This is a genomic window from Microbacterium sp. 05T445, assembly GCF_056395865.1.
In genome coordinates, this window is the sequence record NZ_JBFTKJ010000001.1 from 1,329,658 (window position 1) to 1,353,518 (window position 23,861).

General features: G+C 70.1%; 19 protein-coding genes. 1 reads left to right on the plus strand and 18 read right to left on the minus strand.

The window, feature by feature from the left end; translation table 11 throughout:
* Positions 1–182: 182 nt before the first annotated feature.
* The 6 genes from AC1DDU_RS06410 to AC1DDU_RS06435 form a co-directional block, all read right to left on the minus strand.
* Entirely contained in the window at positions 183–3,383 is a 3,201-nt protein-coding gene (locus AC1DDU_RS06410; RefSeq protein ID WP_477432238.1) for a glycosyl hydrolase family 95 catalytic domain-containing protein, read from the minus strand.
* Positions 3,384–3,641: 258 nt separating this feature from the next.
* Positions 3,642–4,853, minus strand: a complete 1,212-nt coding sequence (locus tag AC1DDU_RS06415; RefSeq protein WP_477432240.1) for an ROK family transcriptional regulator — start codon at positions 4,851–4,853, stop codon at positions 3,642–3,644.
* A gap of 186 nt (positions 4,854–5,039) precedes the next feature.
* The gene (locus AC1DDU_RS06420; protein WP_477432242.1) at positions 5,040–6,863 is read right to left on the minus strand and encodes a glycoside hydrolase family 35 protein; all 1,824 of its coding nucleotides are present in this window, start codon (positions 6,861–6,863) and stop codon (positions 5,040–5,042) included.
* Complete coding sequence (locus AC1DDU_RS06425) at positions 6,860–7,774, minus strand: carbohydrate ABC transporter permease (RefSeq protein ID WP_477432244.1); 915 nt, start codon at positions 7,772–7,774, stop codon at positions 6,860–6,862. Before AC1DDU_RS06425 ends, AC1DDU_RS06420 begins: the two co-directional genes overlap by 4 nt.
* A complete protein-coding gene (locus tag AC1DDU_RS06430) occupies positions 7,771–8,751 on the minus strand; it encodes a carbohydrate ABC transporter permease (protein ID WP_477432246.1) in 981 nt (326 codons plus the stop codon). The genes AC1DDU_RS06425 and AC1DDU_RS06430 overlap by 4 nt, the downstream gene beginning before the upstream one ends.
* Positions 8,752–8,822: 71 nt before the next feature.
* Positions 8,823–10,109 carry an ABC transporter substrate-binding protein gene (locus AC1DDU_RS06435; RefSeq protein ID WP_477432248.1) on the minus strand — a complete coding sequence of 429 codons (1,287 nt, stop codon included), beginning with the start codon at positions 10,107–10,109 and terminating at the stop codon, positions 8,823–8,825.
* Positions 10,110–10,314: 205 nt separating this feature from the next.
* On the opposite strand from AC1DDU_RS06435, the gene AC1DDU_RS06440 reads away from it, so the two are divergent.
* Entirely contained in the window at positions 10,315–11,352 is a 1,038-nt protein-coding gene (locus AC1DDU_RS06440) for a LacI family DNA-binding transcriptional regulator (protein ID WP_477432250.1), read from the plus strand.
* An 84-nt stretch (positions 11,353–11,436) separates the two neighbouring features.
* On the opposite strand, the gene AC1DDU_RS06445 is transcribed toward AC1DDU_RS06440, so the two are convergent.
* From AC1DDU_RS06445 to AC1DDU_RS06500, 12 genes are all read right to left on the minus strand, one after another.
* On the minus strand, positions 11,437–12,309 hold the full coding sequence (locus tag AC1DDU_RS06445; RefSeq protein WP_477432252.1) for a carbohydrate kinase family protein: 873 nt from the start codon (positions 12,307–12,309) through the stop codon (positions 11,437–11,439).
* 51 nt (positions 12,310–12,360) lie between these two features.
* Complete coding sequence (locus AC1DDU_RS06450) at positions 12,361–13,005, minus strand: bifunctional 4-hydroxy-2-oxoglutarate aldolase/2-dehydro-3-deoxy-phosphogluconate aldolase (RefSeq protein ID WP_477432254.1); 645 nt, start codon at positions 13,003–13,005, stop codon at positions 12,361–12,363.
* A gap of 50 nt (positions 13,006–13,055) precedes the next feature.
* The gene (locus tag AC1DDU_RS06455) at positions 13,056–13,946 is read right to left on the minus strand and encodes a sugar kinase (protein WP_477432256.1); all 891 of its coding nucleotides are present in this window, start codon (positions 13,944–13,946) and stop codon (positions 13,056–13,058) included.
* Between the two features lie 27 nt (positions 13,947–13,973).
* Entirely contained in the window at positions 13,974–14,819 is an 846-nt protein-coding gene (kduI, locus tag AC1DDU_RS06460) for a 5-dehydro-4-deoxy-D-glucuronate isomerase (RefSeq protein WP_477432257.1), read from the minus strand.
* 31 nt (positions 14,820–14,850) lie between these two features.
* Entirely contained in the window at positions 14,851–15,615 is a 765-nt protein-coding gene (gene kduD, locus AC1DDU_RS06465) for a 2-dehydro-3-deoxy-D-gluconate 5-dehydrogenase KduD (RefSeq protein WP_477432259.1), read from the minus strand.
* Complete coding sequence (locus AC1DDU_RS06470; RefSeq protein ID WP_477432261.1) at positions 15,612–16,490, minus strand: fumarylacetoacetate hydrolase family protein; 879 nt, start codon at positions 16,488–16,490, stop codon at positions 15,612–15,614. The genes kduD and AC1DDU_RS06470 overlap by 4 nt, the downstream gene beginning before the upstream one ends.
* Positions 16,487–17,671, minus strand: coding sequence for a glycoside hydrolase family 88 protein (locus AC1DDU_RS06475; RefSeq protein ID WP_477432263.1), 1,185 nt, complete (start codon positions 17,669–17,671; stop codon positions 16,487–16,489). The genes AC1DDU_RS06470 and AC1DDU_RS06475 overlap by 4 nt, the downstream gene beginning before the upstream one ends.
* Before the next feature lie 47 nt (positions 17,672–17,718).
* Positions 17,719–18,408 carry a ferredoxin-NADPH reductase gene (locus AC1DDU_RS06480; protein ID WP_477432265.1) on the minus strand — a complete coding sequence of 230 codons (690 nt, stop codon included), beginning with the start codon at positions 18,406–18,408 and terminating at the stop codon, positions 17,719–17,721.
* 3 nt (positions 18,409–18,411) lie between these two features.
* Positions 18,412–19,374: a carbohydrate ABC transporter permease gene (locus tag AC1DDU_RS06485; RefSeq protein WP_477432267.1), complete on the minus strand. Its 963-nt coding sequence runs from the start codon at positions 19,372–19,374 to the stop codon at positions 18,412–18,414.
* Complete coding sequence (locus tag AC1DDU_RS06490) at positions 19,374–20,306, minus strand: carbohydrate ABC transporter permease (protein ID WP_477432269.1); 933 nt, start codon at positions 20,304–20,306, stop codon at positions 19,374–19,376. The genes AC1DDU_RS06485 and AC1DDU_RS06490 overlap by 1 nt, the downstream gene beginning before the upstream one ends.
* Before the next feature lie 153 nt (positions 20,307–20,459).
* Complete coding sequence (locus tag AC1DDU_RS06495; RefSeq protein ID WP_477432271.1) at positions 20,460–21,764, minus strand: ABC transporter substrate-binding protein; 1,305 nt, start codon at positions 21,762–21,764, stop codon at positions 20,460–20,462.
* A gap of 51 nt (positions 21,765–21,815) precedes the next feature.
* Entirely contained in the window at positions 21,816–23,807 is a 1,992-nt protein-coding gene (locus tag AC1DDU_RS06500; RefSeq protein ID WP_477432273.1) for a DUF2264 domain-containing protein, read from the minus strand.
* Positions 23,808–23,861 lie beyond the last annotated feature (54 nt).

The following is a 23,861-nucleotide window of genomic DNA, read 5'->3' on the forward strand; positions in this document are numbered from 1 at the left end:
TCGCGCTAATCGAAATCGTACGCAGCCAAACATCCGATGTCAAGACTCGGTTGCCCATGTGGCAGTCGAATCCTCGAGGTTCTGGACGCGAGATGTCCGATGTCCTCGGAGTACCGGCGCACGGCCGCCCCCACGCCAACGGGGGCAGGGCGTACGCCCTGCCCCCGTCGCGCGACGGCCGGTCAGCGGGTGAGCTTCACGACTTTCGTCTCATCGAGGATCCGCCCGTCCTGGCGGTACACCAGGTAGGCGAACAGCTCGCCCTCGAAGCCGCTCAACCGCGCGCCCCGCGAGTTGAACTTCACGCCCTCGGTCGCTTCGAACGTGCCGGGCAGCCCGCTCGCCGAGGTGTAGAGCGTGTACCCCTTGCCGTTCGCGCTGTGGATGTCGAAGCCGATCATCGCGAAGTGGCCGTTGTTCGACACCGTCGCGTCGAGCACGCGGATCTCACCGGTGCGGGGCTTGATCGTGTAGGTCTCGCCCTTCTCGGTGGCGAACGCGATCGTCTTCTCGCTCTCCCAGTTCGGCGCCGTCCCGGCGATGGTCGACACCTGCACGCCGCGCGAGTCGAACACGTCGGCACCCTCGGCCCACGGCGAGGCGAGCGTCAGCGGCTTGCCCGCCGTGCTCGTGACGGTGACGTCACCGATCCGGTCGGACTGCCCGTCGTAGGCGGCGGTGAACTCGAACCCGCCCTCGCCGAGCAGACGTGCGAACGAGGCATCCTCGCCCTTCACCCAGTTGGGGAAGACCTTCGTCACCCCTCGGTCCGCGATCAGCAGCATGTTGTTGACCGCCGCCGTGGCGCCGATCTTCTCCACGCCGTGGACGCCGTCGCTGATCCGCAGGTTCGGCTGCAGCTGCGCCTTGATGGTGGTGGTGAGGTTGGACAGCACGCCCTCGGCCGGGTAGCGGTTCTGCACGGCGTCGTTGAAGATGCGCGGGAAGTTGTTGATCTGCCGCCAGGCGTTGCTGCCGAAGACGTCGATCGTGTTCCGCGCGACCTGCTGCTCGGCGTCGCTGGAGTAGTAGCCGAGCTGGTTGCCCGGCACCACGATGTCGAGCGGAATGATGTTCCCGTCGCCCGGCACGGGGTTGGCCAGCGGCACCCACTGACCGCCCCGCCACTCCTGCTCCGCGAGCGAGTACACCTGCTTGCCGTTCCACGTGCTGGTCGGCTGCGCCGCGAGGTTGTCGCGCAGGTCCTTCCACCCCGCTCGGCGATCGGCATCCCGATCGAGCAGCACGCTCGCATCGATGAGCTCGCTGAGCACGTTCTTCAGCGCCGCAAGCTCGACCGCGGGGTTCTTCGCCCACGAGCCCTCGTTGTAGCCGGCGAACAGCGTGTAGGGCTTGGCCGTCTTGTCGATCCACGCGTCGTAGAAGTTCACGGCGCTGACCAGGTAGTCGTACACCTCCTCATCCAGGAACCGCTCGTCCTGGGTGTAGTGGTAGTACTCGATCAGCGGGAACGCCGAGTACGACGCGTTCAGCGCTTCGTTGTGGTAGCTGTCGTCCATGACCGTCCCCCACGGGCCGATGCCCACGGGGTACAGCAGCGCATCCTCGATGCCGTTCTGCAGATCGGGACGACTGTCGATGAACGAACCGCTGATGCGACGCAGCTGCGCAGGATCGGCCGCGCGACGCTTGCCCTCTTCCATGAAGCCCCGCATCGCCTCCACCGCGGGGAGCGTGAGCTCGGTGCGGTTGCTGGAGTTCGTCCCGTAGAAGGTCGCGATGAAGTTGTAGTTCAGGTGGTAGTCGGATGCCCAGCTCGGCGTGTCGGTGGTGTGCCACACGCCGTAGAGCCCCGGCGCGAGTTCTCCTTCGCGCGCCGTGCTGCCCAGCAGGTACTGCGCCCCGTAGTAGTAGCGCATCACCTCGGGGCGGTTCGGCAGGTCGATGTAGGACGCGGACCAGAAGTCCTTCCACCACGCCGCGCGCTCGGCATCCAGAGCCTGCACGCCCGACGGCGCGGTCGCGTCACCGAGGAGCTGGAGCGCCTCGGCCATCGGGTCGGCGCCCTTCAGCGTGCCGTCCGAGGCGAGCGTCTGTCCGCCCCCGCCGACGGCCGTCACGATCTGCACCGATGCGCCCGGCTCGAGCCGGAACGACGTCGTGCCCTCGCCCTTGGCGGCATCGGCCGCGGTGTCGGCATCCGCTCCGACGACCGCCGTCGCCAGCGTCGCCCGCGAGGTCCAGGACTTCTCGTTCTGGGGCGCGTTGTTGAACGTCGACCGCGTCGCGGTGGCGACACCGTCCTCGACGGCGCTGGTCACCGGAAACTTCGCGTTGCCGCGCTTGCCCCAGGTCGCCACCTCGAGGTCGACGGGCTCCTCGCCCTTCGACGTCACCTCCGTGACCATCACATTCTCGTTCGGCGCCAGCCACGACTGCATCGCGAGAGGCACGCCGCCGATGCCGACCGTGGTGTCGATCCGGGCGTTCAGGATGTCCTGCTTCTCCGTCGTGGTCACGTTCTCACCGGGCGTGGGCAGCTCGCGGGTCTCCGCGAACAGCTCGAGCTGGCCGATGCGGGCGCGCGGGTTGGGGTCGCGGTTGGACTTCTGCAGCGGCTCGGTCACATAAAGGCGGAAGTGCGCGCTCGTCACCGGGGCGTCGAGGTTCTGCTCGAAGACGTCGGCGGCGTTGTCCGTGACCGTCGAGACATCGGTCCACTGCGCGCCCGCACCGCCGGTGTCGCTGACCTGCAGGCGGAAGTCGCTGGTGTTGTTCTGGCTGAACCCCGCCCGCACCGCGCCGTCGTTGCGGATCAGCCAGCGCTGCACGGTGATCGGCTCGGCGAAGCTGACCTCGAGCCAGTGCGTCTTGCCGATGGGGGTCACCCAGCCGTAGCCGTTCGGCGACTGCGTGAACTTCCCGTTCACCGCGTTCTCCGCACGGAAGGCCTCGTGGACGCCGCTGGCCGTCGCCGCGCTGTTGCGGGGCGCGAGGTTGGTCGAGGGGTCGACCTCGTCGTCCGGCGCCTGCTCGCGGATCGTGATGCCGCCGATCGGCAGCGGCTTGGTGGTGTCGTCGCCACTGCCGAAGGACCCTCGGAGGTTGCCCGCCGAGATGAAGTCCGACTTCGACAGCAGGAAGGTCTTCTCGCCGGCCGCGCCGAACGAGGTGACACCCAGGTCGCCGTTGCCGAGCAGTGCGGTGTTGGGCATGCCGTCGGTGATCGCACCGGAATAGGCGTCGCCCGTCCACTGCCCTTGGATGCCGCCGACGATGCTCTCGATGCGCTCCCAGTCGGCGGCCGGATCGGCTGCCGCGGACGCACCGGACGGGACCGCCGCGACCGTCAGCGCGCCGGCGGCCATGCACGCGGTGAGAGTGACCGCGCTCCAACGGCGCAATCGGTGGGAATTCGACATGCAGATCCTCCTCGATTCGATGTACAAGTCCCGCGGGCAGGCCGCATCGCATCGACGGTGCCCGGCTGAGCTCACCCGATGACGTTCGGCCTGCGGATCGGCGTCGACCTCGACGCACGATTTATCCAAATAATTAGGACTATTCCTGCCACAGGTTAGCAATCAGACATCGGATGTCAACACCCCTGATTTCGGGTGTGCGCGATCGGGGCTCCCGAATGGAACGGGAAACATCGGATGTCGACGCGAAACGCCGGGTCAGATCAGCAGCGAGGTCGATCGCGGTGTGTACAACGCGTCGAGCGTGAGCACGGCGGCGCCGATGGCGACCGCCTCCTCACCCAGACGCGACGGGAGGATCCTCACCTCGGCGTGAGTCAGCAGGTAGGGCGACGAGGCGAGCTCGCGCCGGATGATCGGCACGGCGAGGGGTTCCAGGAGCGTCCAGTACGGCCCCCCGAAGATGATGTCGTTGACGTCGAGCAGGTTGACGGCGCCCATCAGGGCTGCCGCGATGTTGCGGGATGCCCGCTCCACCAGCATCCACGCGTCGGCGTCCCCCTCGGACGCGCGACGCATCAGCTCGCCGAACGCGACGATTCGATCCATATCGCTGTCGGGGTCGAGCACCCCTGCGTCGCGGGCCTGTTCCACGAGGTACGACGCCCCGGCCACGTGGCCGAGCATGTCGCTGCGACGCTTGGCCGGTAGGCCGGCCGCCGGCACGACGAGACCGCCGCCGTTGCCGGCATTGCCGGTCACACCGACGAGGGCATCGCCCCGGTACGAGATGCCCATCCCGACACCGGAGCCGTAGTAGCAGAACAGGAAGTCGCGGCCGGACTCCGAGCCCGCGTCCCAGTTCTCGGCTATGACGGCCGCATTGACGTCCTTCGCCATGAGCACGGGCAGTCCGGTCCGTGCGGCGAGCTCCTCGCGCAGCGGCACGTTGCTCCACCCGTCGAGCAACGGCGGATCCACGATGATCCCGCGGTCGATGTCGATCGGGCCGGGCACGGCGAGGCCGATGCCGACGATCGCATCCGGATCGACGGACGACTCGTCGATGAGGTGTCTTACACTCCCGGCGATCTCCGTGACGACGGTGCTGGGATCCGCGACCGACGGTGTGCGCGAGCGATGCTTCAGCACGGTGGTCCCCGCGAGGTCCATCAGCACGTAGGTCACGTACGCCGGATCGAGGTGCACGCCGATCGCGTACCGGCTGCTCCCGACAAGCTGCAGCAGCACAGACGGCTTGCCGCGTCCGGAGATCCGTGTGCCCGTCTCGACGACCAGGCCGTCGTCGATGAGCTTACGAGCGGCGTTGGACGCGGTCTGTCCCGAGAGCCCGGCCTGCCGCGCGATCTCCGATCGGCTGATGCCCTCGGGCGCCCGACGGATCATGTCCAGCACGACCGCCTGGTTGAACTGGCTGACCGCAGGCAGGTTCGTTCCTCGTCGCGCCATTCATCCCATCCCCGTCACGTCACGCCCTGAGCCGGATGCCGTCCCCGACGGTCGCCCGTGGCGGCTCCAGCATAGAGGCGCTTGTTCGGGCGGACCGGGAGGTGCCGCCCGGAGCCGGCGGCGGAGCGACCGCCGCGGAATGCAGGTGGGGTGACGACCGCCCGCCGGGGCCACACCCCGCGAGGGTCACCCGAAGGTCTCGATGTACTCCTGTTCGGGGCCGAGCTCGGCCCGTTCGCGCAGCTCGACGACGTCGCCGAGTCGCTCGAGCTCGAGCACCGTGAGGGTGTTATCCCCCGCGCGCAGCAACGGCGCGGGCACGTAGTACGTCACCTGCGGACCGATCTCCCAATACCGACCGAGCAGGAACCCGTTCACCCACGCGAAGCCCTTCCCGGCGCCGGGGAACGCGAGGAACGTGTCGGCCGGTTCCTCGACATGAAGCGCCGCGGTAGCGAGACCGTCCCGGTCGGCGCCGACGGCGTCGCGGGGTGCTGCCGTCTCCGCGAGCGTGGCGAGCGTCTGCGCGTCCCACTCGTCGAGCGGCAGCGCCCGCGTCACCCAGCGATGCACGAGCCGGCGGTCGAGCTGGACGCCGCCGAGGATCCCCTTGCCCTCGCCGAGCAGCGGGCCGTAGTTGATGCGCCCCTGGTTCTCCACGAGGAGTTCGAGCACCACGGCGCGACCGTCGCCCGCGATCCGCACACCGGCCGTCGCCTGCTCCGCGTCCAGCACGGCGACGCGGACACCGTCGACGAAGACGACGGCGCGGTCGCGGAGGCCGCGCACGGTGAGCAGGGCGCCGCCCCGCGGCACGATCGGCTCGGCCCGGTACAGCGCCAGGCCTGCGTCCAGCCCGAGCTCCTCGAAACTCGGCGGCATCGCGGTGCGCACCTCCGCGCCGGTTCCGCGTACCAGCTCGAGGAGGCCGGCGACCTGCCGCAGCGGCAGCCGCGCGGCCGGGAGCACCCGAGGGGTCGCGGATGCCTCAGGGGGCACGTGCCCCGTGGCATCCACCAGCACGTCGCGGATGCGGTGGAACTTCTCCGTCACCGCGCCGTTCTCGGCGATCGGGGCATGGGAGTCGTAGCTCGTCTGCGTCGGCGACAGACGCACACCATCGTGGTTCGCGCCCGCCCACAGCCCGAAGTTCGTGCCGCCGTGCGCCATGTACAGACTCAGCGACCCGCCCTCGGCGAGGATGTCGGCGACGACGCCCGCCGCACCCTCGGGCGTGCGCACGTGGTGGGGGTTCCCCCAGTGATCGAACCACCCGTTCCACAGCTCGGCGCACATGAACGGCTCGCCCTGGCGGCGATCGCGCAGCATCGACGCCGCCTCCGCGGCGCGCGACCCGAACGTCGCGGTCGCGAGCACGCCGGGCAGGCTGCCGCCGTCCTGCATGAGCTCGGTGGGCCCATCCGCCGTGTAGACGAGTTCGGTGATCCCGCCCAGCGCGAGTCGCTCGCGCAACCAGGCGAGGTAGTCCGCGTCGTCCCCGTAGCTGCCGTACTCGTTCTCGACCTGCACCGCCACGATGGGGCCGCCGTGGGCCGCCTGAAGGGGTGCCAACCGCGGCAGGAGCTCGTCGAACCACGCATCGACCGCGTCGAGCAAGGCCGGGTGGCTCGACCGCAGGCGCATGCCAGGCGTGCCCGACAGCCAGGCCGGAAAGCCCCCGTTGTCCCACTCGGCGCAGATGTACGGGCCGGGCCGCACGATGGCGTCGAGTCCGGTCTCTGCGGCGAGCGCGATGAACCGCTCGAGGTCGCGCCAGCCCGTCCAGTCGACGTGGCCTGGGCGCCGCTCGTGGAAGTTCCAGGCGACGTACGTGTCCACGGTGTTGAGCCCCAGCGCGACGAGCCGTTCGAGACGGTCGCGCCACTGATCGGGATGCACGCGGAAGTAGTGCAGCGAGCCCGAGAGGATGCGGTGCGGTCGACCGTGACGGAGGATCACGCCGTCGGCGATGGTGAGGGCGCTCGTCACGGTCGCCGTCGACGGGCTCATTTCACGGCTCCTGCCGTCAGGCCGGCGCGCCAGAAGCGCTGCAGGCCGAGGAACGCGATGATCAGCGGGACCACCGACAGCAGCGCGGCGACCACGACGGTACCCGCCGGCACCTGCCCGTTGCTGCCGGCCCAGCCGACGAGGCCGACCGTCACCGGCTGGAGCGAGCTGTCGTTGAGCACCATGAGCGGCAGCAGATAGTTGTTCCACACCTCGACGAACTGGAACAGGAAGATCGTCACCAGCGCCGGGGACATGATCCGGATGCCGACCGAGAAGAAGATGCGGAACTCCCCCGCACCGTCGATCCGGCCTGCCTCGATGAGCTCGTCGGGCACCGACTGGGCGGCGAACACGCGGGCGAGGTAGACGCCGAACGGACTGACGATGCTCGGCAGCAGCACCGCGAGCGGGTTGTTCAGCAGACCCACCTGGTTGAACATCAGGAACAGCGGCAGGGTGAACATCACCTTCGGGATCAGCACGGCGGCCAGGATCACGCCGAACACGACGCCGCGTCCGCGGAACTCGTACTTCGCGAGCGCGTAGCCGGCCAGCGCGGACAGCAGCGTGCCGAGCAGTGCCGAGACGCCTGCGTAGAAGGCGCTGTTGAGCATCCACCTGCCGAAGATTCCGTCGGCTTCGGCGAACACGAGAGCGATGTTGTCGAACAGGCCGAAGCCGTCGAACCACAGCCCGGGCTCGGAGAACTGCTTGCCCACGGGCTTCGTGGCCGCGACGATGAGCCACCAGATGGGCACGATGAAGTAGAACGCCGAGAGGCCGAGGAGGGCGAAGACCCCCAATCGACTCGCGAGATCGTCCTCGCGCCGCGAACGGCGCGGGGGCGACCCCTCCGGTCGGTCGGTACGCGGCGGCCGCTCGGCCGACACCAGCGTGGGGGCGCTCATCGCTCGCCTCGATTCGTGAGTCTGAAGAAGGTGAACGAGAGCACGCCGACCAGGAGGGCGAGCACCACCGACTGCGCGGCCGCGTACGGGTAGTTCTGGGCCGTGACCTGCGCCTGCGCTGCCATCAGCGGAGTGAAGGTGCTGCTGATCGCGCCGCCCGAGATGGTCTGCAGCACCTTGGGCTCGTTGTAGAGCTGGGCGGAGCCGATGATCGAGAACACCGCGGTGAGCACCAGCGCGGGGCGCACCATCGGGATCTTGATGCTCCACGCGATGCGAAGCGCGCCCGCGCCGTCGAGGCGCGCCGCCTCGATGGTCTCGGCGGGGATCGTCTGCAGAGACGAGTAGATGATGAGCATGTTGTAGCCCGTCCAGCCCCAGGTGACGATGTTGGCGACCGCCCACAGCACGATCTCGGGAGCGAAGAAGGGGATGCCGGTGCCGACGACCCGCTCGAGCAGCGTGTTGATCGGGCTCGTCACGGGCGAATAGAGGAACGACCACATGACCGCGGCGATGACCCCGGGCACGGCGTACGGCAGGAAGGCCGCGAGCCGGAAGAAGCCCTTTCCGCGCGCGGAGCGCGAGTCGAGCAGAAGAGCCAGCACGAGCGCGACGCCGAGCATCACCGGCACCTGCACGAGCCCGAACAGCGCGACCCGTCCGAGCGAGGCGATGAAGTCGTCGTCACCGAGCAGGCGCGCGTAGTTCGCGAGCGGCGTGAACTCGAGCGTGGGCGCCTCCAGTCCGAGGCCCGAGCGCTGGAGCGTGAACATGCTCTGCAGGAACGCGAAGACCATCGGCACGAGGTACATCGCGACGAACAGCACGCCGAAGGGCAGCAGGAACAGCAGCGGTGTGCGCCAGCGGCCGCCGGCGCGGCGGGTGCGGCCGCCCGGCGCGGGTGCCGAGGGGCGTGTGAGCCGGCGCCGCCCGGTGTCGGCGGTGGTGACCGCCCGAGTCGATGAGGTGACCATGTCGTCCTGCGTCAGTGGATGCTGGGGATGGGAAGGCCGGGGCGGTGACGGGCACCGCCCCGGCTGAGGGGCTACTCGGAGACCGAGAGGCCCTGCGCCTCGAGCGCATCGACGGTCTGCTGCTGCGTGCTCGTCAGGGCGTCGGCGAAGGTGCCCTTCCCCGACCAGGCGCTGCCCAGCCCGTCGTCGAGGAAGCCGACCGTCTCGGGCATGTTCGGACCCCAGGTCCAGCCGCTCGTGACGTTCGGCGAAGCCTCGGCGAAGACGTCGAAGATCACCTGGCCGCCGAAGTAGGGGTCGGGCTGGGTGAGCGCCGGCAGATCAAGCAGCGCGGTCGCCGCCGGGTACAGCGCGGCCGAATCGACCAGGCCCGCGAAGGTGTCGGGGTCGGTGCTCATGAAGTGCGCGAAGGTCCACGCGGCCTCGGGGTCGGCGCATCCCTTCAGCACGGCGGTGGCGGAGCCGCCGACGTTGCCGACCTTGTTCTCGCCGGCCTCCCACTGCGGCATGGGCGCGACGGCCCACTTGCCGGCGCCGTCGGGCGCGCTGCCCTTGAGGACGCCGGCGATCCAGACCGCGCCGACGTGGGTCGCGATCGAGCCGTCGCCGAGGCCGGTGTACCAGGACTGGTCCCACATCGGCGCCGGGCTGATGAGGCCGGCGTCGGTGAGGCCCTGCCAGTAGGCGGCGACCTTCTGGCCCTCGGACGAGTCGATCGAGACCTTCCAGCTGTCCCCGTCGACCGAGAACCACGGTGCCTCGGCCTGCCAGTCGAAGCCGGCGTAGTCGTAGTTGAGGTAGCTCGCCGAGAGCGACTTGCCTGCGGCCTTGAGCTGTTCGCCCGCGGCCTGGTACTCGGCCCACGTGGTCGGCACGGCGATCCCGAGCGAGTCGAACACCTCCTTGTTGTAGAACAGCGCCATCGGCCCCTGGTCGACGGGCGCGCCGTAGACGGCGTCGCCGATGCTCACCGCCGACCAGCTCGCGGGGGTGAACTCGTCCTCGTTGCTGCTCGCGAACTCCGAGACGTCCTCCAGCGCGCCCTGCGCGGCGAAGCTCGTGAGCGTCTCGTATCCGACCTGCGCGAGGCAGGGGGCATTTCCCGCGGTGACGGCGTTCAGCATCTTGTCGTAGCCGCCCTTCGCCCCGGGAGCGACCTCCTCGTAGGTGACGACCACGTCGTCCTGCGAGGCGTTGAACGCGTCGACCGCGTCGGCGTAACCGGGGGCCCAGCCCCAGAACGTGATCTCAGCGGGACCGGAAGCGGCGGGGTCGGCGGCACCGGAGCACCCTGCGATCGCGAGGCCGAGGCCCAACGCGCCGGTGATCCCTGCCATGCGCATGACTGTCTTCTTCACTGCTGCCTCTCCTTTGAATGAGCTCGGAATGCGTCGTGCACCGATGAAGGCCCACGCGGTCTCGGGTGTGCGAGCTCTGTGGGGCGTGATCGATGGTGCCACACGTTGTTACCGCTAACAACTCAAATGATCCGTAATTTTGAGCGCTTTCTCACGACCAGATCGCGATAGCATGTTTTCGCTACCACGAGGAGGACTGCTCTAAATGACCAGCATCCGGCGGCTCGATGCCAGCGGCCGCACACGCTCGCCGAGCATGGCCGACGTCGCCCGCCACGCCGATGTCTCGGCGCAGACGGTCTCGCGCGTGCTGAGCGGCCACCCCAACGTCCAGAGCGCGACCCGCGACCGCGTGCTGCGCGCAGTCGACGAGCTCGGCTACCGCATGAACAGCGCGGCGCGCGCACTGTCGTCGGGTCGCACGCGCACGATCGGCGTCGTCGTGCTCCCCAACGTCCACTTCTCCGGCTCGGCGGTCACACACGGCGTCGAAGCCGCCGCCCGTCGCGCCGGCTACACGGTCAGCATCTCGACCGCGAGCTCCCTCGACCCGACCGCGATCGCCGCGGCGATGACCCGCCTGGACGACCAGTCGGTCGAGGGCATCGTGCTCGCGGTCCCCGTGCCGACGGGCTCGGATGCCGTCGAGGCGATCGCCCGCAGCATCCCCACCGTCACGATCGACGGCTCGCGCACCGCGTCCAGCGAGGTCGTGGCCATCGACCAGTTCGACGTCGGCAGACTCGCGACCGAGCATCTGCTCTCGCTCGGACACCCCACCGTCTGGCACATCGCCGGCCCCGATGGGTGGCTGGACTCCACGGGGCGCACCGCCGGCTGGCGTGCGGCGCTGCAGGCGGCGGGCGGCGATGTGCCGCCGCTCCTGCACGGCGACTGGTCGCCTGAGTCCGGCTATCAAGCGGGCCTCGTGCTCGGCCGCATCCCCGAGGCCACCGCCGTCTTCGTGGCCAGCGATGAGATGGCCTTCGGTGCGATCCGCGCCCTGCACGAACTCGGCCGCCGAGTACCGGAGGATGTCTCGGTCGTCGGCGTGGACGACATCGCCCTGGCGGCGTACTGCAGTCCCGCCCTCACGACGGTGGCACAGCCGTTCGGTGAGATCGCGGCCCTCGCGGTCGAGCACCTCCTGCGCCGTATCGACGAACCGACCGCGCCGTCCGCATCCGCCGAGGTCGACGCGACCCTCGTGATCCGATCGAGCACAGCCCCCTACCAGGGCTGACGGGCACCAGCGCACTCCGGGCCGGCGCAGGCCGGGATGACGGCGGGCGTCCGCCCGGCCCGGTGCTTCACGGGCGACTCCCGTTCAGTGCTCGCCGAGCTCCGGGTGCAGGTGCCGCGATGCGAGCGCGACGACGGCCTGCCGCGCGCCGGAGTCGAGGCATCCGTGCAGGTCGCCGCCGGCCAGAGTGGCGGCGAGGAAGCCCGCGAAGAATGCGTCGCCGGCACCGTTGGTGTCGACCACGGTCGCGGGGTGCGCGGCGACGGTCGCCCGGGTGCCGTCGGCGGCGAGCGCGATCGCGCCGCGCGCGCCGAGGGTGCACACGGCCAGGCGCGGTCCGCGGTCGAGGCAGCTCTGCAGGAGCGCCCACGGGTCATCGGTGGCGTCGTCGTTCATGAACACGACGTCTGCGGCGCGCAGGAACGGCTCGTGGAACGCCGCCTCCCCGTCGTAGTCGTGCAGGTCGGTCCAGATCGGCGCGCCGGTGGCACCAGCCGCGAGACGCCGCGCGACGAGGACGGCGCCGGCTTCGCTCAGATCCACCACCGCGATGTCGGCGGCCGAGACGGCGGCCTCCATGCGCTCGAGCGCGTCGACGGATGCCGGAGACGGCGTGGCCAGGTACAGGCTCACGCGCTCCCCCGCTGCCGTCATCAGGTTCGTGTGCCGCTCGGTGCGTTCCGAGGTGTGGGCCTCGACACGCACGCCCGCCGCCGTGAGCGCCGATGCGGCACGACGCCCGTCGTCATCGGCGCCCAACAGGGCGTGGAGCGTGACCGCGACGCCGAGGTCGGCCAGGTGCAGCGCCTTGCCCGCGGAGGTGCCGCCGAGAGTGTGCAGGTCGCCGAGGGCGAACTGCATGTGCGGCACCGGCTCGGGCAGCCGGTCCAGGTGGATCAGGTGGTTCCACGATGCAGGTCCGCACACGGCGACGCGGGCGTCGGAGACGAGGGGCATCGGATCATTCAACCAGCCCGGCGAGGCCCTCATCGGGGCGCAGGCCGGCTCTCAGCGCGCGCCGGCGCGCGTCCGCAGCACGGCCGCGAGGCGCTCGAGCTGGGACGCGTCTTCGAGCGCCGACCCGACGGCGGCCACGCGTACGCCGGCGTCGAGGAACTCCTCGACGTTGGAGGCGTCGAGCCCGCCGGTCGCGACGAAACGCACCTGCGGGAAGGGACCGCGGATGTGCTTGAACCATCCGCTGCCCAGCCACGTCGCGGGGAAGGCCTTGAGCCAGGTCAGCCCGAGCGAGACCGCCAGCTGCACCTCGCTGGGCGTCGCCACGCCGGGGAGGATCGGGATGCCCGCACCCTGCGCCGCCCGGACGACCACGGGATCCAGACCCGGCGAAACCAGGTAGGCGGCGCCGGCATCCGCGGCGAGCACCACCTGGGCCGGCGTGAGGATCGTGCCGGCTCCCACGCTCTTGCCGCGAGAGGCGGCGAGGACGGCGACCTCCCGGAGCGCACGCTCGTCCTCCTCGGTCTGGAGCGGCACCTCCACGGAGTCGATGCCGAGGTCCCACGCGGTCTCCGACAGGCGCACCGAGCGCTCGACCCCCATCCCCCGCAGGATCGCCATGAGCGGCGCCCCGGCGAACGCGTCATCGAACCACTGCGCAGCGGCATCCGTCTGGGTCGTGTGTGAGGTCATCGCGGTTCCTTCGTGCATGGGTGCGGTGTCCGTGTGAGCGGGCACCCCGGTCAGCGTGCGGCGGGCTCGTCGATCGAGTCCCGTGTGGTCTGGAGCGTGCGGGCGGCGCGCCCGTGCCCCGCCTGCAGCCGGTCGGCGACGGGTGCGCCCGAGAGGAGCCCGGCGAGGTAGCCTCCGGCGAACGCGTCGCCCGCGCCGACGGGCTCGACGACCTCGACGGCCAGCGCCGGGACGAACACCTCGTCGGCGCCGACGAACGCAGTGGCGCCGACGTCGCCGTCCTTGACGATGAGCTCGGCGACGTCGGGCAGCAGCGCCCGGGCTTCGGCCGCCGTCGCTGTGCCCCACAGCGTCTCGGCCTCGTCGCGGCCGACGAGCACGATGTCGGCGCTGCGGGCGAGCTCGAGCAGCACGGGCGCCGCGATGGCGGCATCCCACAGCGGCGCACGGTGGTTCACATCGAATGAGACGGGCACGCCGTGCTCGTGCGCCCGCTCCATGACCCGCGCGAGGAAGTCACAGGCGGATTCCGAGATCGCCGCCGTGATCCCCGAGACGTGCAGCAGGTCCACGCCCTCGAACGACACCTCGTCGGCGTCGGCCGCACTCAGGTGCGCCGCCGCGGATCCGCCGCGGTAGTAGAGCACGCCGTTGCCCGGGTCCTTGACGTACAGGCCGGTGGGGTGGGCGTCGTCGAAGCGCACGCGCGAGACGTCGACACCTCGTGCCGCGAGCTGCCGCGCGACCCGGCGTCCGAGAGCGTCGGCGCCGAGCGCACTGAACCACACGGCGCGATGGCCGAGGGCGGCGACATGCGCCGCGACGTTCGACTCGGCGCCGCCGGCGTCGACGAGGAAGACGTCGGCATCCGTCACCGGAGTCGCGACGACGGGCGCCACCATGGCCATGGTCTCGCCGATCGCGAGGAGAGTACGGTGCACGGTCTCAGCGTACGTAGTCGGGCACCGTCATCGCAGTTCGATGACGGGGGCGGCGTCCATGTCGTCGAACGCCTGGTTCTCACCGGCCATCGCCCAGATGAACGTGTACGCCGACGTGCCGACGCCGGAGTGCAGCGACCACGAGGGCGAGATGACGGCCTGACGGTCGGCGATCACGAGGTGGCGCGTCTCCTCGCGCTCGCCCATGAGGTGGATGACGCGGGCATCCTCGGGGAGGTCGAAATACAGGTAGCACTCGGTGCGGCGGTCGTGCGTGTGCGCCGGCATGGTGTTCCACATCGAGCCCGGGTGCAGCTCGGTGACGCCCATGACGATCTGGCAGCTCTTGACGCCGTTCTCGTGGATGTACTGGTTGAGCGTGCGGCGGTTCGAGGTGAGCTGGTCGCCGAGCTCGCGCACGGTGCCCTCGCCGGGCGACACGAGCGCCGACGGGTAGGCGGTATGTGCTGGCGCCGAGAAGAGGTAGAACTGCGCGCCAGCATCACCGTTCGAATCGGCGAACGACACCGAACGGATGCCGCGGCCGAGGTACAGGCACGCGCCCTTGACGAGCGTGTACACCTCACCGTCCGCGGTGACCGTGCCGGTGCCGCCGACGTTGATGATGCCGGCCTCCCGGTGCTCGAGGAAGTAGTCGCTGCGGATCTCCGGGTAGCCGCCGAGCTCGAGGACCGAGCCCGCGGGAACGGCGCCACCAAGAACGATCCGGTCGTGGTGGGTGTACGTGAGGCGGATCTCGCCCGGAACGAAGACGTCGGGGATGAGGTAGGTGTCGCGCAGGTCCTGCGTCGTCATGCCCGGGATCTGGGCGGGGTTGGTCGCGTAGCGCTGCGGGATGTGCGTCTCGGTCACGGTTCTCTCCTGGTTGTGCATGAAGTGCGGGTCAGCGGACGAGCCAGCCGCCGTCGACGGGGATGACGGCGCCGGTCACGTACGCGGCGGCATCCGAAGCGAGGAAGACGAACACTCCCTGCAGATCGGATGCCTCGCCCCAGCGCCCTGCGGGGATGCGCGACAGGATCGACGCTGCGCGGTCCTCGTCGGCGCGCAGCGGGGCGGTGTTGTCGGTCGCCATGTAGCCGGGTGCGACGGCGTTGACGGTCACACCGCCCGCCGCCCACTCGTTCGCGAGGGCCTTGGTCAGTCCCGCGACGGCGTGCTTGGAGGCGGTGTATGCCGGAACGAGAATGCCTCCCTGGAACGACAGCATCGACGCCACGTTGATGATGCGCCCGCCGCCCTGCGCGAGCATGTGTCGCCCTGCGGCCTGGGACAGGTGGAACACGGCGTCGAGGTTGATCGCGAGCACGTCGTCCCAGTCCGCGAGCGGGTACTCGGCCGCGGGCGCGCGACGGATGGTGCCGGCGTTGTTCACGAGGATGTCGAGGCCGCCGAGCTGGGCGATCACCTCCTCGACCGCCGACGAGAGCTCGTCGGGAGTCGCCGAGACGAGGTCTCGCTGCACGCGGTGGACCCGGCGGCCGGTGGCCTCGATGAGCGCGGCGGTGGCCGACGCGTCGCCGCGGTCGAGGAGCGCGACGTCGGCGCCGGCCTCGGCGAGCGCGAGCGCAGCTCCCTGGCCGAGGCCGCGGCTGGACCCCGTGACGAGCGCGACCTTGCCGTCGAGGCGGAACGAATCGAGGATCATGCGGCGGACTCCTGGCTGGCGATGAATCGGGTGGTGAGCTCGCCGATCCCCGAGATGCGCACGGTGACGGCGTCGCCGTCGGCGAGGGGGCGGTGCGCGTCCTGCGCGGCCGGCAGCTTCTGCGGCGTGCCGGTCGAGACGACATCGCCGGGCTCGAGGGTCAGCACCTGGCTGAGGTGATGGATGACGAACGCGACGCTGAAGATCGTGGTCGACGTCGACTGCGACACGGTGACCGCGCCGTCGCGCACGACCTCGACGAGGAGGTCCTGCGGGTCGGGCACCTCGTCGGGCGTGACGACCCACGGCCCCAGCGGCGCGAAGCCGTCGGAGCACTTGCCCAGAGCCCACTGGCTCTGGCGGCGCTGCCAGGCGCGGTCCGACACGTCGTTGAGGATCGTGTAGCCCCCGACGTGCTCGAGGGCGTCCTCGAGCGGCACGCGCTGTGCGCGGCGGCCGATGACGACCGCCACCTCGCCCTCGTAGTCGACGTCTGTCGCTCCGGGCGGGATCACGACCGGCTCGGTCGGTCCGGCGAGCGCGTTCGACGTCTTGACGAACACGTCCGGGTACTCGGGGTCGTTCGCGGTCGGATCCACGCCGTCGGGAACATGCCCGCGGTAGTTGTACCCGAGACACAGCATCTTGCCCGGCACGACGGGCGCCAGCAGCGCGTCCGCGGCGAGCTCCGGCAGCGAGGCCGGATCGGATGCCGCCACCGCCGCCCGTGCGGCGGCGAGGGCCGCGTCATCGGCGAGCAGCTCGGTGACCGAGCCTGCGATCCCGCCGAGATCGAGCATGCGGTCGCCGTCGGCACTCGCGACGACCGCCCCTGGTCGCCTGCCGGTGGGTGCCGCATATGTGACCAGCCTCACCAGTACTTCCTCCACTCGGGTCGCGCGACGCGCATCAGCGCCTCGAGGTAGAAGTAGTCGCCCCACAGCGTCCCCTCGTCGATGCCGTTGCCCTTGGGCATGTCGTACACCGAGTGCAGGAGGAGGGCATCGGAGTCCTCAGCGCGCGCCGGGGCGTAGTGCGCGATGAGCGACGCCAGGATCGCGTGCGCCCGGGCCGTCCACTCGGCCGCGCGCGCGGCATCCGTCTCCACCGTCGCCAGCTCCAGCAGGCCGCACACCGCGATGGCGGCGGCGGAGCTGTCGCGCGGGGCGTCGCTGCCGTCCGTGTAGACGAGGTCCCAGAACGGCACCTCGTCCGAGGGCAGGTGCCGCAGGAAGTACTCCGTGCAGCGACGGGATGCCTCCAACAGACGCTCGTCGCCGGTCACGGCGTAGTTCATCGCGAAGCCGTAGATCCCCCACGCCTGGCCGCGCGCCCAGCACGACTCGTCGGCCGCGCCCTGCTCGGTGCCGCCTCGCAGCGGCCGACCGGTCTCGGCGTCCCAGTAGAACGTGTGGAACGTGGAGTCGTCGGCGCGGAGGATGTGCTCGCGCAGCTGCGCGGTGTGGCGCACGACGGCGTCGGCGAACCGCTCCTCACCGGTCTGCTCGTGCGCCCAGGTCAGCAGCGGCATGTTCATGAGGCTGTCGATGATGGTGCGACCGCGCTGCGCCGGATCGGACAGGTCGCCCCAGGCCTGGATGATCCCCGCCGGCTCCAGGAACCGGCGCATCAGGTGGTCCGCGGCCTCCAGCGACGCCTGGCGCGCCTGCTCGTCGTTCTCCAGACGCCAGGCGGCCACCGTCGACAGCGTGTAGAGGAAGCCGAGGTCGTGCGTGTCGAGGTCCTCTTCGGCGCGCACCCGGCGCTCGAAGTCGAGCGCGTCGACCCGGGCGGCATCGCGATAGTCCTCATCGCCGGTGAGTTCCCACGCGAGCCACAGCATGCCGGTACGGAAGCTCGTGGTCCAGCCGCGGTTGCCGCCGAGCGGGATGCCGCCGTGGGCAGGACGCAGCTCGTAGCGGTCGTCGACGGTCGTGTCGTCGGGGTATGCGCCCCCGAACGTCGCGATGTTGCGACGGACGGTCGCCAGCGCGGCGGCGAGTGCGGCGTCGGTGGCGGGGGCGCGGGTGCCCGAGGCGGGCGAGGTGGACGTCATGGCAGGGAATCCTTCTGAAGTGTGGGTGGAGAGCGGATGCCGCGGGCTCACGCCGGCACGGCCGCCTTCTCGTCGAGGTCGAGGACGGGGCGCAGCGTGAAGCGCGAGTTGGTCCACGCGAAGAAGAGCGCAGCCGATGCCGTGAGCCCGAGCCCCAGTGCGGGTGCGGTCGCGAACACGGCGATCTGCGCCACGAATGCGGCGAGCGAGGCGGCCGTGAGATACCAGCGGCGCAGGCCCAGGTAGAGGCTCGCCCGCAGCACGTCGCGCAGGCGCGCGGCGGGCACCTCGGCGATCGCGACGAGGGCGACGAGCCCCACCGCGATCGCGACCAGCGCCAGCACGCCGAGGAGCGGGACGGTGAACACGGCGACCGCCGTGTTCGACAGCATCCGCACATCCACGAGCAACACCACGACGACCGCCGTCACGGCGGCGCCGATCGCGAGGGCGCGGCGCCAGGTCGCGCGCAGCCCCGCGGCGAACGCGCGGATCGGGCCGAGTCCGCCGCCGGCGTGCTCGCGGAATGCGCGGAACGCGGCGGCCAGCCCCGGTGCCGCCAGCGGCGCAGCGACGGCGATGAGCGGCCACGAGTGCAGCGGGTCGGTCGTGACGAGCACGGCGACCAGCGGCAGGCAGGCGACCACCAGCAGCAGGTTCACGATGAGCCCGAGGTAGACCATCCCGATGAGGGACGCCCATGTCTCGTGCGACACCAGCAGGTTGAGCTTCTTCATGGCCTAGCCCTTCAGTCCGCTCGTCGCGATGCCCTCGACGAAGTACTTCTGGCCGAGCAGGAAGATGATCGCGATCGGGATGACCGAGATCGTCAGGCCCGCGAACAGCAGCGCGTAGTTCGTGTCGAACAGGTTCGAGACGAAGCCCTTGAGCCCCAGCTGGATCGTCCACAGGTCGGGGTTGCGCAGGTAGATGAGCGGCCCGAGGTAGTCGTTCCAGGTGGCGACGAACGTCAGCAGCGTGAGCGACGCGAGCGCGGGCACCGACAGCGGCAGCATGATCCTGCGCCAGATCGCGTACTCGCTGAGGCCGTCCAGACGCGCGGCTTCGGAGAGCTCCTCGGGGATCGTCTCGTAGAACTGCTTCATCAGGAACACGCCGAACGCGCCGAACGCCTGCAGCAGGATGATCGACCACAGGGTGTTCGACACCTTGAAGTTCGACAGCATGATGAACTGCGGGATCATGTACGACTGCCACGGCACGGCGATCGTGCCGACGTACAGCAGGAACAGGATGTCGCGGCCGCGGAACTTCATGCGGGCGAAGCCGTAGGCGGCGAACGAGCCGGTGAGCACCTGCAGGAACGTCACGACCACCGCGAGGAACAGCGTGTTGCGGATCCAGACCAGCATGTTCGACTGGGTCCAGATGTCGATGTAGTTCTGCCACACCCACGTCTCGGGCAGCCATCTGATCGGCACCGAGAACACCTCGTTCGACGACTTGAACGAGCTGAGCACCATCCACACGAACGGCGTCAGCAGGCCGATCGCGAAGACGACCAGGGCGACGTACATGAGGATGCGGGCGATGCGGCGCCCGGGGGTCAGCCGCTCGCCGTCGGCGTCGCGCGTGACGGGCTTGCGGTCGGCGAGCTTGCGGAGGCTGCGCACGGCGGCCGTGGGAGGCGTGAAGTCCGAGACCAGACGGTCGGCGGCGTCCTTCTCCAGCTGCTCGGCCATCACTTGCTCCCCCTCTTGTTCCACAGGAACTGGATGATCGTCACGATGATGCACATGAAGAAGAGCACCACCGCGGCGGCCGAGGCATAGCCGAACTGGCTCTCCTCGAAGCCCTTGCGATAGATGAACTGCGACATCACGAGCGTCGACTGGCCGGGACCGCCGTCGGTCATGACGAGGATCAGGTCGAAGATCTTGAACGAGTTGATCGTCAGCATGACGGTGACGAAGAACATGGTCGGACGCAGGCTCGGGAGGGTCACGTTGGTGAACCGCTGCCACGCGTTCGCGCCGTCCATGCGCGCCGCCTCGTGCAGCTCGCGGGGCACGGTCTGCAGGCCCGCGAGGAACAGGATCATGTAGTAGCCCATGTCGCGCCACGTCGACACGATGACGACGGCGGGCATCGCCCACTCCGGCGAGGTGAGCCACCCGGGAGGGTTCTGGATGCCGATGAACCTGAGGAACTCGTTGATCGGACCGTACTCGGGGCTGAAGAGCAGGTTCCACACGACGGCGATCGCGACGATCGACGTGATGTAGGGGAAGAACGCGGCGGTGCGGAAGAACGCGACGCCGCGGAGCTTGTTGTTGAGCAGAAGCGCGAGACCGAGCGACACCGCGATCGTCAGCGGGATGTGCATCACCGAGTAGTAGAGGGTGTTGACGACCGAGGTGCGGAAGCTGCCGTCGCCGATGAGGCGGGTGAAGTTCGCGAGACCGACGAAGTCGGCCTTGCCGAAGACGTTCCAGTTCGTGAACGCCATGTAGAAGAGGATGACGATCGGCACGAGCGTCAGGACGCCGAAGCCGATGAAGTTGGGGAGGATGAAGCTCCACCCGATGAGGGTGTTGCGCAGGCGCAGCTTCGAGCGCCGGCGGCGCACGGGCGGCGGCGCGGTGCCGGTCTCGGTGGCGGTGATGGTCGCCATGGCGGACCTCCAGAAGGGGCCTGTCGGGAGTGGATGCTGGTGCGGTGCCCGACCCACCCGCGGGAGCGGTCCGGGCACCGGGTCTCAGGTCTTCGACGGGCTCGAGGAGCGGTACTGAGCTCAGGGCTTCCCGAGCCCGTCGAAGGAGCGGGGTCAGTCGGTGCCGACCTCGTTGGCGACGCGGTCCTGCGCCTCCTTGATGGCGTCGGCGGGCGACTGGGAGCCCGACATGATTGCGGTGTGCATGTCGGCGAGGATGCCCTGGATCGCGGCGGTCTTGTCCGAGGTGGGGTTCTCGGGGTGGACCTCGTGCGTCGAGTAGGCGAACTTCGACAGGTCGTCGCTCGGAGCGCCGTCGACCGCGAAGTACGTGTCGACGACCGCGTCGGTCAGCAGCGCCGGCGTGATGCCGATGCCCGCGAGCACCTGGGCGCCCTCTTCACCGGCGGCGAAGGCGAGGAAGTCCTTCGCAGCGGCGACCTTGGACTCGTCGATCGCGGCGTTGATGCCGAGACCCGTCGGGTCGCCGAAGGTCACCGGAGTGTTGTCGAGGCCAGTGGTCTTGGACGACTCCTGCGGGATCGGCGCGATGCCCCAGTCGAACGTGTCGGCGTCGCCCGATGCCTGCTGGGCGATCAGCGTCGCGACGAACCACGTGCCCATGGGCTGCATGGCGGCGTTCTGCTTGCCGAACTCGCCCTGGTAGGTGAGCTGGTTGGCCTTGGCGGTGTTGTAGTCCACCTGGTCGCCGGCGTCCTGCATGGCGAGCACGCGCTCGTAGAAGGGCTCCATGTAGTCGTACTCGCCCTTGAGGATGTCGCTGTCGGTCTGCGCGTTGGCGAAGCCCTGGACGGTCGACTGCCAGTTGTGCAGGTACGCGCCCTTGGCGGCGCTGCCGGCGGCGGCGAGACCCTCGGTCAGCGCACCGGCGGCGTCGGCGTAGTCGTCCCACGTCCAGGTGCCGTCGGGGTAGTCGACACCGGCCTGGTCGAAGAGCGCCTTGTTGTAGTAGAGCACCCACGAGTCGTTGCGGTAGGGGACCGCGTAGGCGGTGCCGTCGACCTCGTACGACTTGGCGCCGCTGATGCCGTCGGGCAGCTCGACGTCCGACACGTCGAGCAGCTGGCCGCCGTTGACGAAGGTCGGGACGTACTTGACCTCCTTCTGGGTGATGATGTCGGGGGCGGAGCCCGCGGCGAGGTCGGCGGTCACGAGCGTGTTGTACTCGGCCGCGTCGTAGCCCTTGAGCTCGATCGTGACGTCGGGGTTCTTCTCGTGGTACGCGTCGGCGAGCTTCTGGAACTCGGGCGTGGTGTCCAGGCTCCAGCCCGACATCGTGAGCGTGACCGGACCCGACGACTCCTCGGGGGCGGCGGCGTCGTCGCCGCCGCTGCAGCCGGCGAGAGCGAGCGTTGCGACCACGGCGACACCGGCCGCGGCAGCGAATGAGCGCTTCATTCTGGGGGTACTCCTTTGTGATTGCGGACCCCTCTTCGGGTCCATCGGGGGTTACCGGTTGGCGACGGACGCGGTTCCGGGGGGTGCGAGGCGACTCGAGGTCGCCGTGCCGTCAGGCCAGGTGACCGTGACGGAGGTCTGTGCGTCGTCCTCGTCGAGGGCGACGGTCGCATCGGCGTTCGCTGCGAGGTCTTCGGCGGTGAGCTCGATGAGCGTTGCGATCCACGCCCCCGCCTCGACGGAGAACGTCACGACGGGCACCGCGGCGACGCGTCCGAGCGGGCTGGCGTCCTCGCGCAGCTCGACGGAGGGCGCACCGACGCCGATGAGAGGACGGATGCCGCTGCGCAGCCCGTTCGCCGACACCGAGGCGACGGCGGAGGCGGCCTCGTGCTCCACCGTGCCGGATGCGAGCGCCCATCCTCCGACGCGGAGGCGGAGCAGGTCGCCGTCGACGCCGGGCTCGAGGGAGTCGACGCGCGCGAGGCGCACCTCCCAGGGGCCCCGGACGAGCGAGTGGACGGTCACGACACCGGCCAGGTCGATGTCGCCGTCGATGCCCGAGCCGTGGCGCACGACCGAGGGGCGTGGTGTGATCCAGTGGGCGCGGGCGGTCGAGGCGGCGATGCCGACCCGACCGCCCTCGTCGTCCTGCACGCGCACGTCGATGAGCTCCATCGCCGCGCGATGGGTGGCACGGCCGGCGGGGTCGACCAGCGCGACGGACTGCTCGAGGGGCTCTTCGAACGCGCGCTGGTCGGCGAGCGGGCCGGCGGCGGTGGAGTAGCCGATGCGGGCATAGAGCGGCGAGTCGCCGACGAGGCTGCCGGCGGCGGCGTGATCGGTGCCGTGGTTGACGACGCGCACGATGCCGTCGGACTGCGTGCCGGAGATCACCCATCCAGCGGGCCGCACAGCGCGCAGCTCGTCGCGGACCTCGACGGGCAGCGGCTCGCTCCCGGCGGCCCACACCGGGTGGTCAGCGGGCAGCAGGATGCCGAGCAGGCCCTTGACCGCCCAGTACGGCGAGCCGGGGCCGGAGTACGACTGCGCGAGCTCACGCCATTCGCGGTGCCAGCCCATGGTGAGGACGCCGTCCTGCCCCGGGACGCCCTGCGCGTCGAAGTGCGCGACGACGGCGTTCGCGGCACGGCGCAGCTGCCCGAGCGGCACGGACGGCACTCCGGCGAGCGCACCCGCCCAGAACGGCGCGGCGGCGGCGAAGCGGTAGATGAGGCTTCGGCCCTGCACGAGCGGTGAGCCGTCGGCGCCGACGAGGGCGACGGCATCCTGCAGGAAGCGATCCAGGCGCGCGATGTCGCCGGGGGTGCGGCCCTCGGCGAGCTCCTGGGCGCCCTGCATGCGCGACCACAGCACGGGGTAGGTGTGCAGCGCCCAGCCGACGTAGTGGTCGTACGAGCGCTCGAAGCCGTCCGAGATCCAGCCGTCCTCGCGCACCAGCGCATCGTGCAGGGCGAGGTCGTCGGCGACGTCCTGCGCCGACCACGGGCCACCGACCGAACGGAGGAAGGTCTGCACGACGACGCGGAACCACAGCCAGTTCGTCCGGGGGTAGGTCGTGTCGCCGACGACGGGTGCGAGGTAGCCGATGACGCGCTGCTGCGTCACCGTGTCGAGGCGATCCCAGATCCACGGGCGGGTCATGTCGAGCACGAGCGCGAGGGATGCCGCCTCGACCTTGGCCTGCGGGTGCTCCTCGAGGCGGACCCAGCGATCCTCGGCCTCGGGGTCGACGCCGGTGACGATGCCGCGCCCGTAGAAGTCGGCGAGCTCCTCGGTGCCCTCGCCACCGGCACCCGCGATGCGGAACCCGGCGAGGAGGAAGGTGCGGGCGAACCCCTCGAGTCCGTCGACCGCGTGCCCGTAGCCGCCCTCGGCGCCCGGGAACCGGATGCACCCGGCGCCGGGCGACGCGAATGCGCGTGCGCCGTCGATCAGGCGGTCGGCGTAGGCGATCCACTCGTCCCGCGTCCAGTCGAACCGCGTCGCGATGCGGGGCGTCGTGCTGTGCGGGACGGTCACAGTGGGATCTCCTTCGATGCCTGGTCCTGCGCCGTTCGTGCGTACGGCAGTGTG

What these genes read in the sequence shown, in the direction of transcription:
- AC1DDU_RS06410 (WP_477432238.1), bottom strand. Translation starts at nt 3,383, where the DNA reads ATGTCGAATTCCCACCGATTGCGCCGTTGGAGCGCGGTCACTCTCACC.
- AC1DDU_RS06415 (WP_477432240.1), bottom strand. Translation starts at nt 4,853, where the DNA reads ATGGCGCGACGAGGAACGAACCTGCCTGCGGTCAGCCAGTTCAACCAG.
- AC1DDU_RS06420 (WP_477432242.1), bottom strand. Translation starts at nt 6,863, where the DNA reads ATGAGCCCGTCGACGGCGACCGTGACGAGCGCCCTCACCATCGCCGAC.
- AC1DDU_RS06425 (WP_477432244.1), bottom strand. Translation starts at nt 7,774, where the DNA reads ATGAGCGCCCCCACGCTGGTGTCGGCCGAGCGGCCGCCGCGTACCGAC.
- AC1DDU_RS06430 (WP_477432246.1), bottom strand. Translation starts at nt 8,751, where the DNA reads ATGGTCACCTCATCGACTCGGGCGGTCACCACCGCCGACACCGGGCGG.
- AC1DDU_RS06440 (WP_477432250.1), top strand. Translation starts at nt 10,315, where the DNA reads ATGACCAGCATCCGGCGGCTCGATGCCAGCGGCCGCACACGCTCGCCG.
- AC1DDU_RS06445 (WP_477432252.1), bottom strand. Translation starts at nt 12,309, where the DNA reads ATGCCCCTCGTCTCCGACGCCCGCGTCGCCGTGTGCGGACCTGCATCG.
- AC1DDU_RS06450 (WP_477432254.1), bottom strand. Translation starts at nt 13,005, where the DNA reads ATGACCTCACACACGACCCAGACGGATGCCGCTGCGCAGTGGTTCGAT.
- kduD (WP_477432259.1), bottom strand. Translation starts at nt 15,615, where the DNA reads ATGATCCTCGATTCGTTCCGCCTCGACGGCAAGGTCGCGCTCGTCACG.
- AC1DDU_RS06475 (WP_477432263.1), bottom strand. Translation starts at nt 17,671, where the DNA reads ATGACGTCCACCTCGCCCGCCTCGGGCACCCGCGCCCCCGCCACCGAC.
- AC1DDU_RS06480 (WP_477432265.1), bottom strand. Translation starts at nt 18,408, where the DNA reads ATGAAGAAGCTCAACCTGCTGGTGTCGCACGAGACATGGGCGTCCCTC.
- AC1DDU_RS06485 (WP_477432267.1), bottom strand. Translation starts at nt 19,374, where the DNA reads ATGGCCGAGCAGCTGGAGAAGGACGCCGCCGACCGTCTGGTCTCGGAC.
- AC1DDU_RS06490 (WP_477432269.1), bottom strand. Translation starts at nt 20,306, where the DNA reads ATGGCGACCATCACCGCCACCGAGACCGGCACCGCGCCGCCGCCCGTG.
- AC1DDU_RS06495 (WP_477432271.1), bottom strand. Translation starts at nt 21,764, where the DNA reads ATGAAGCGCTCATTCGCTGCCGCGGCCGGTGTCGCCGTGGTCGCAACG.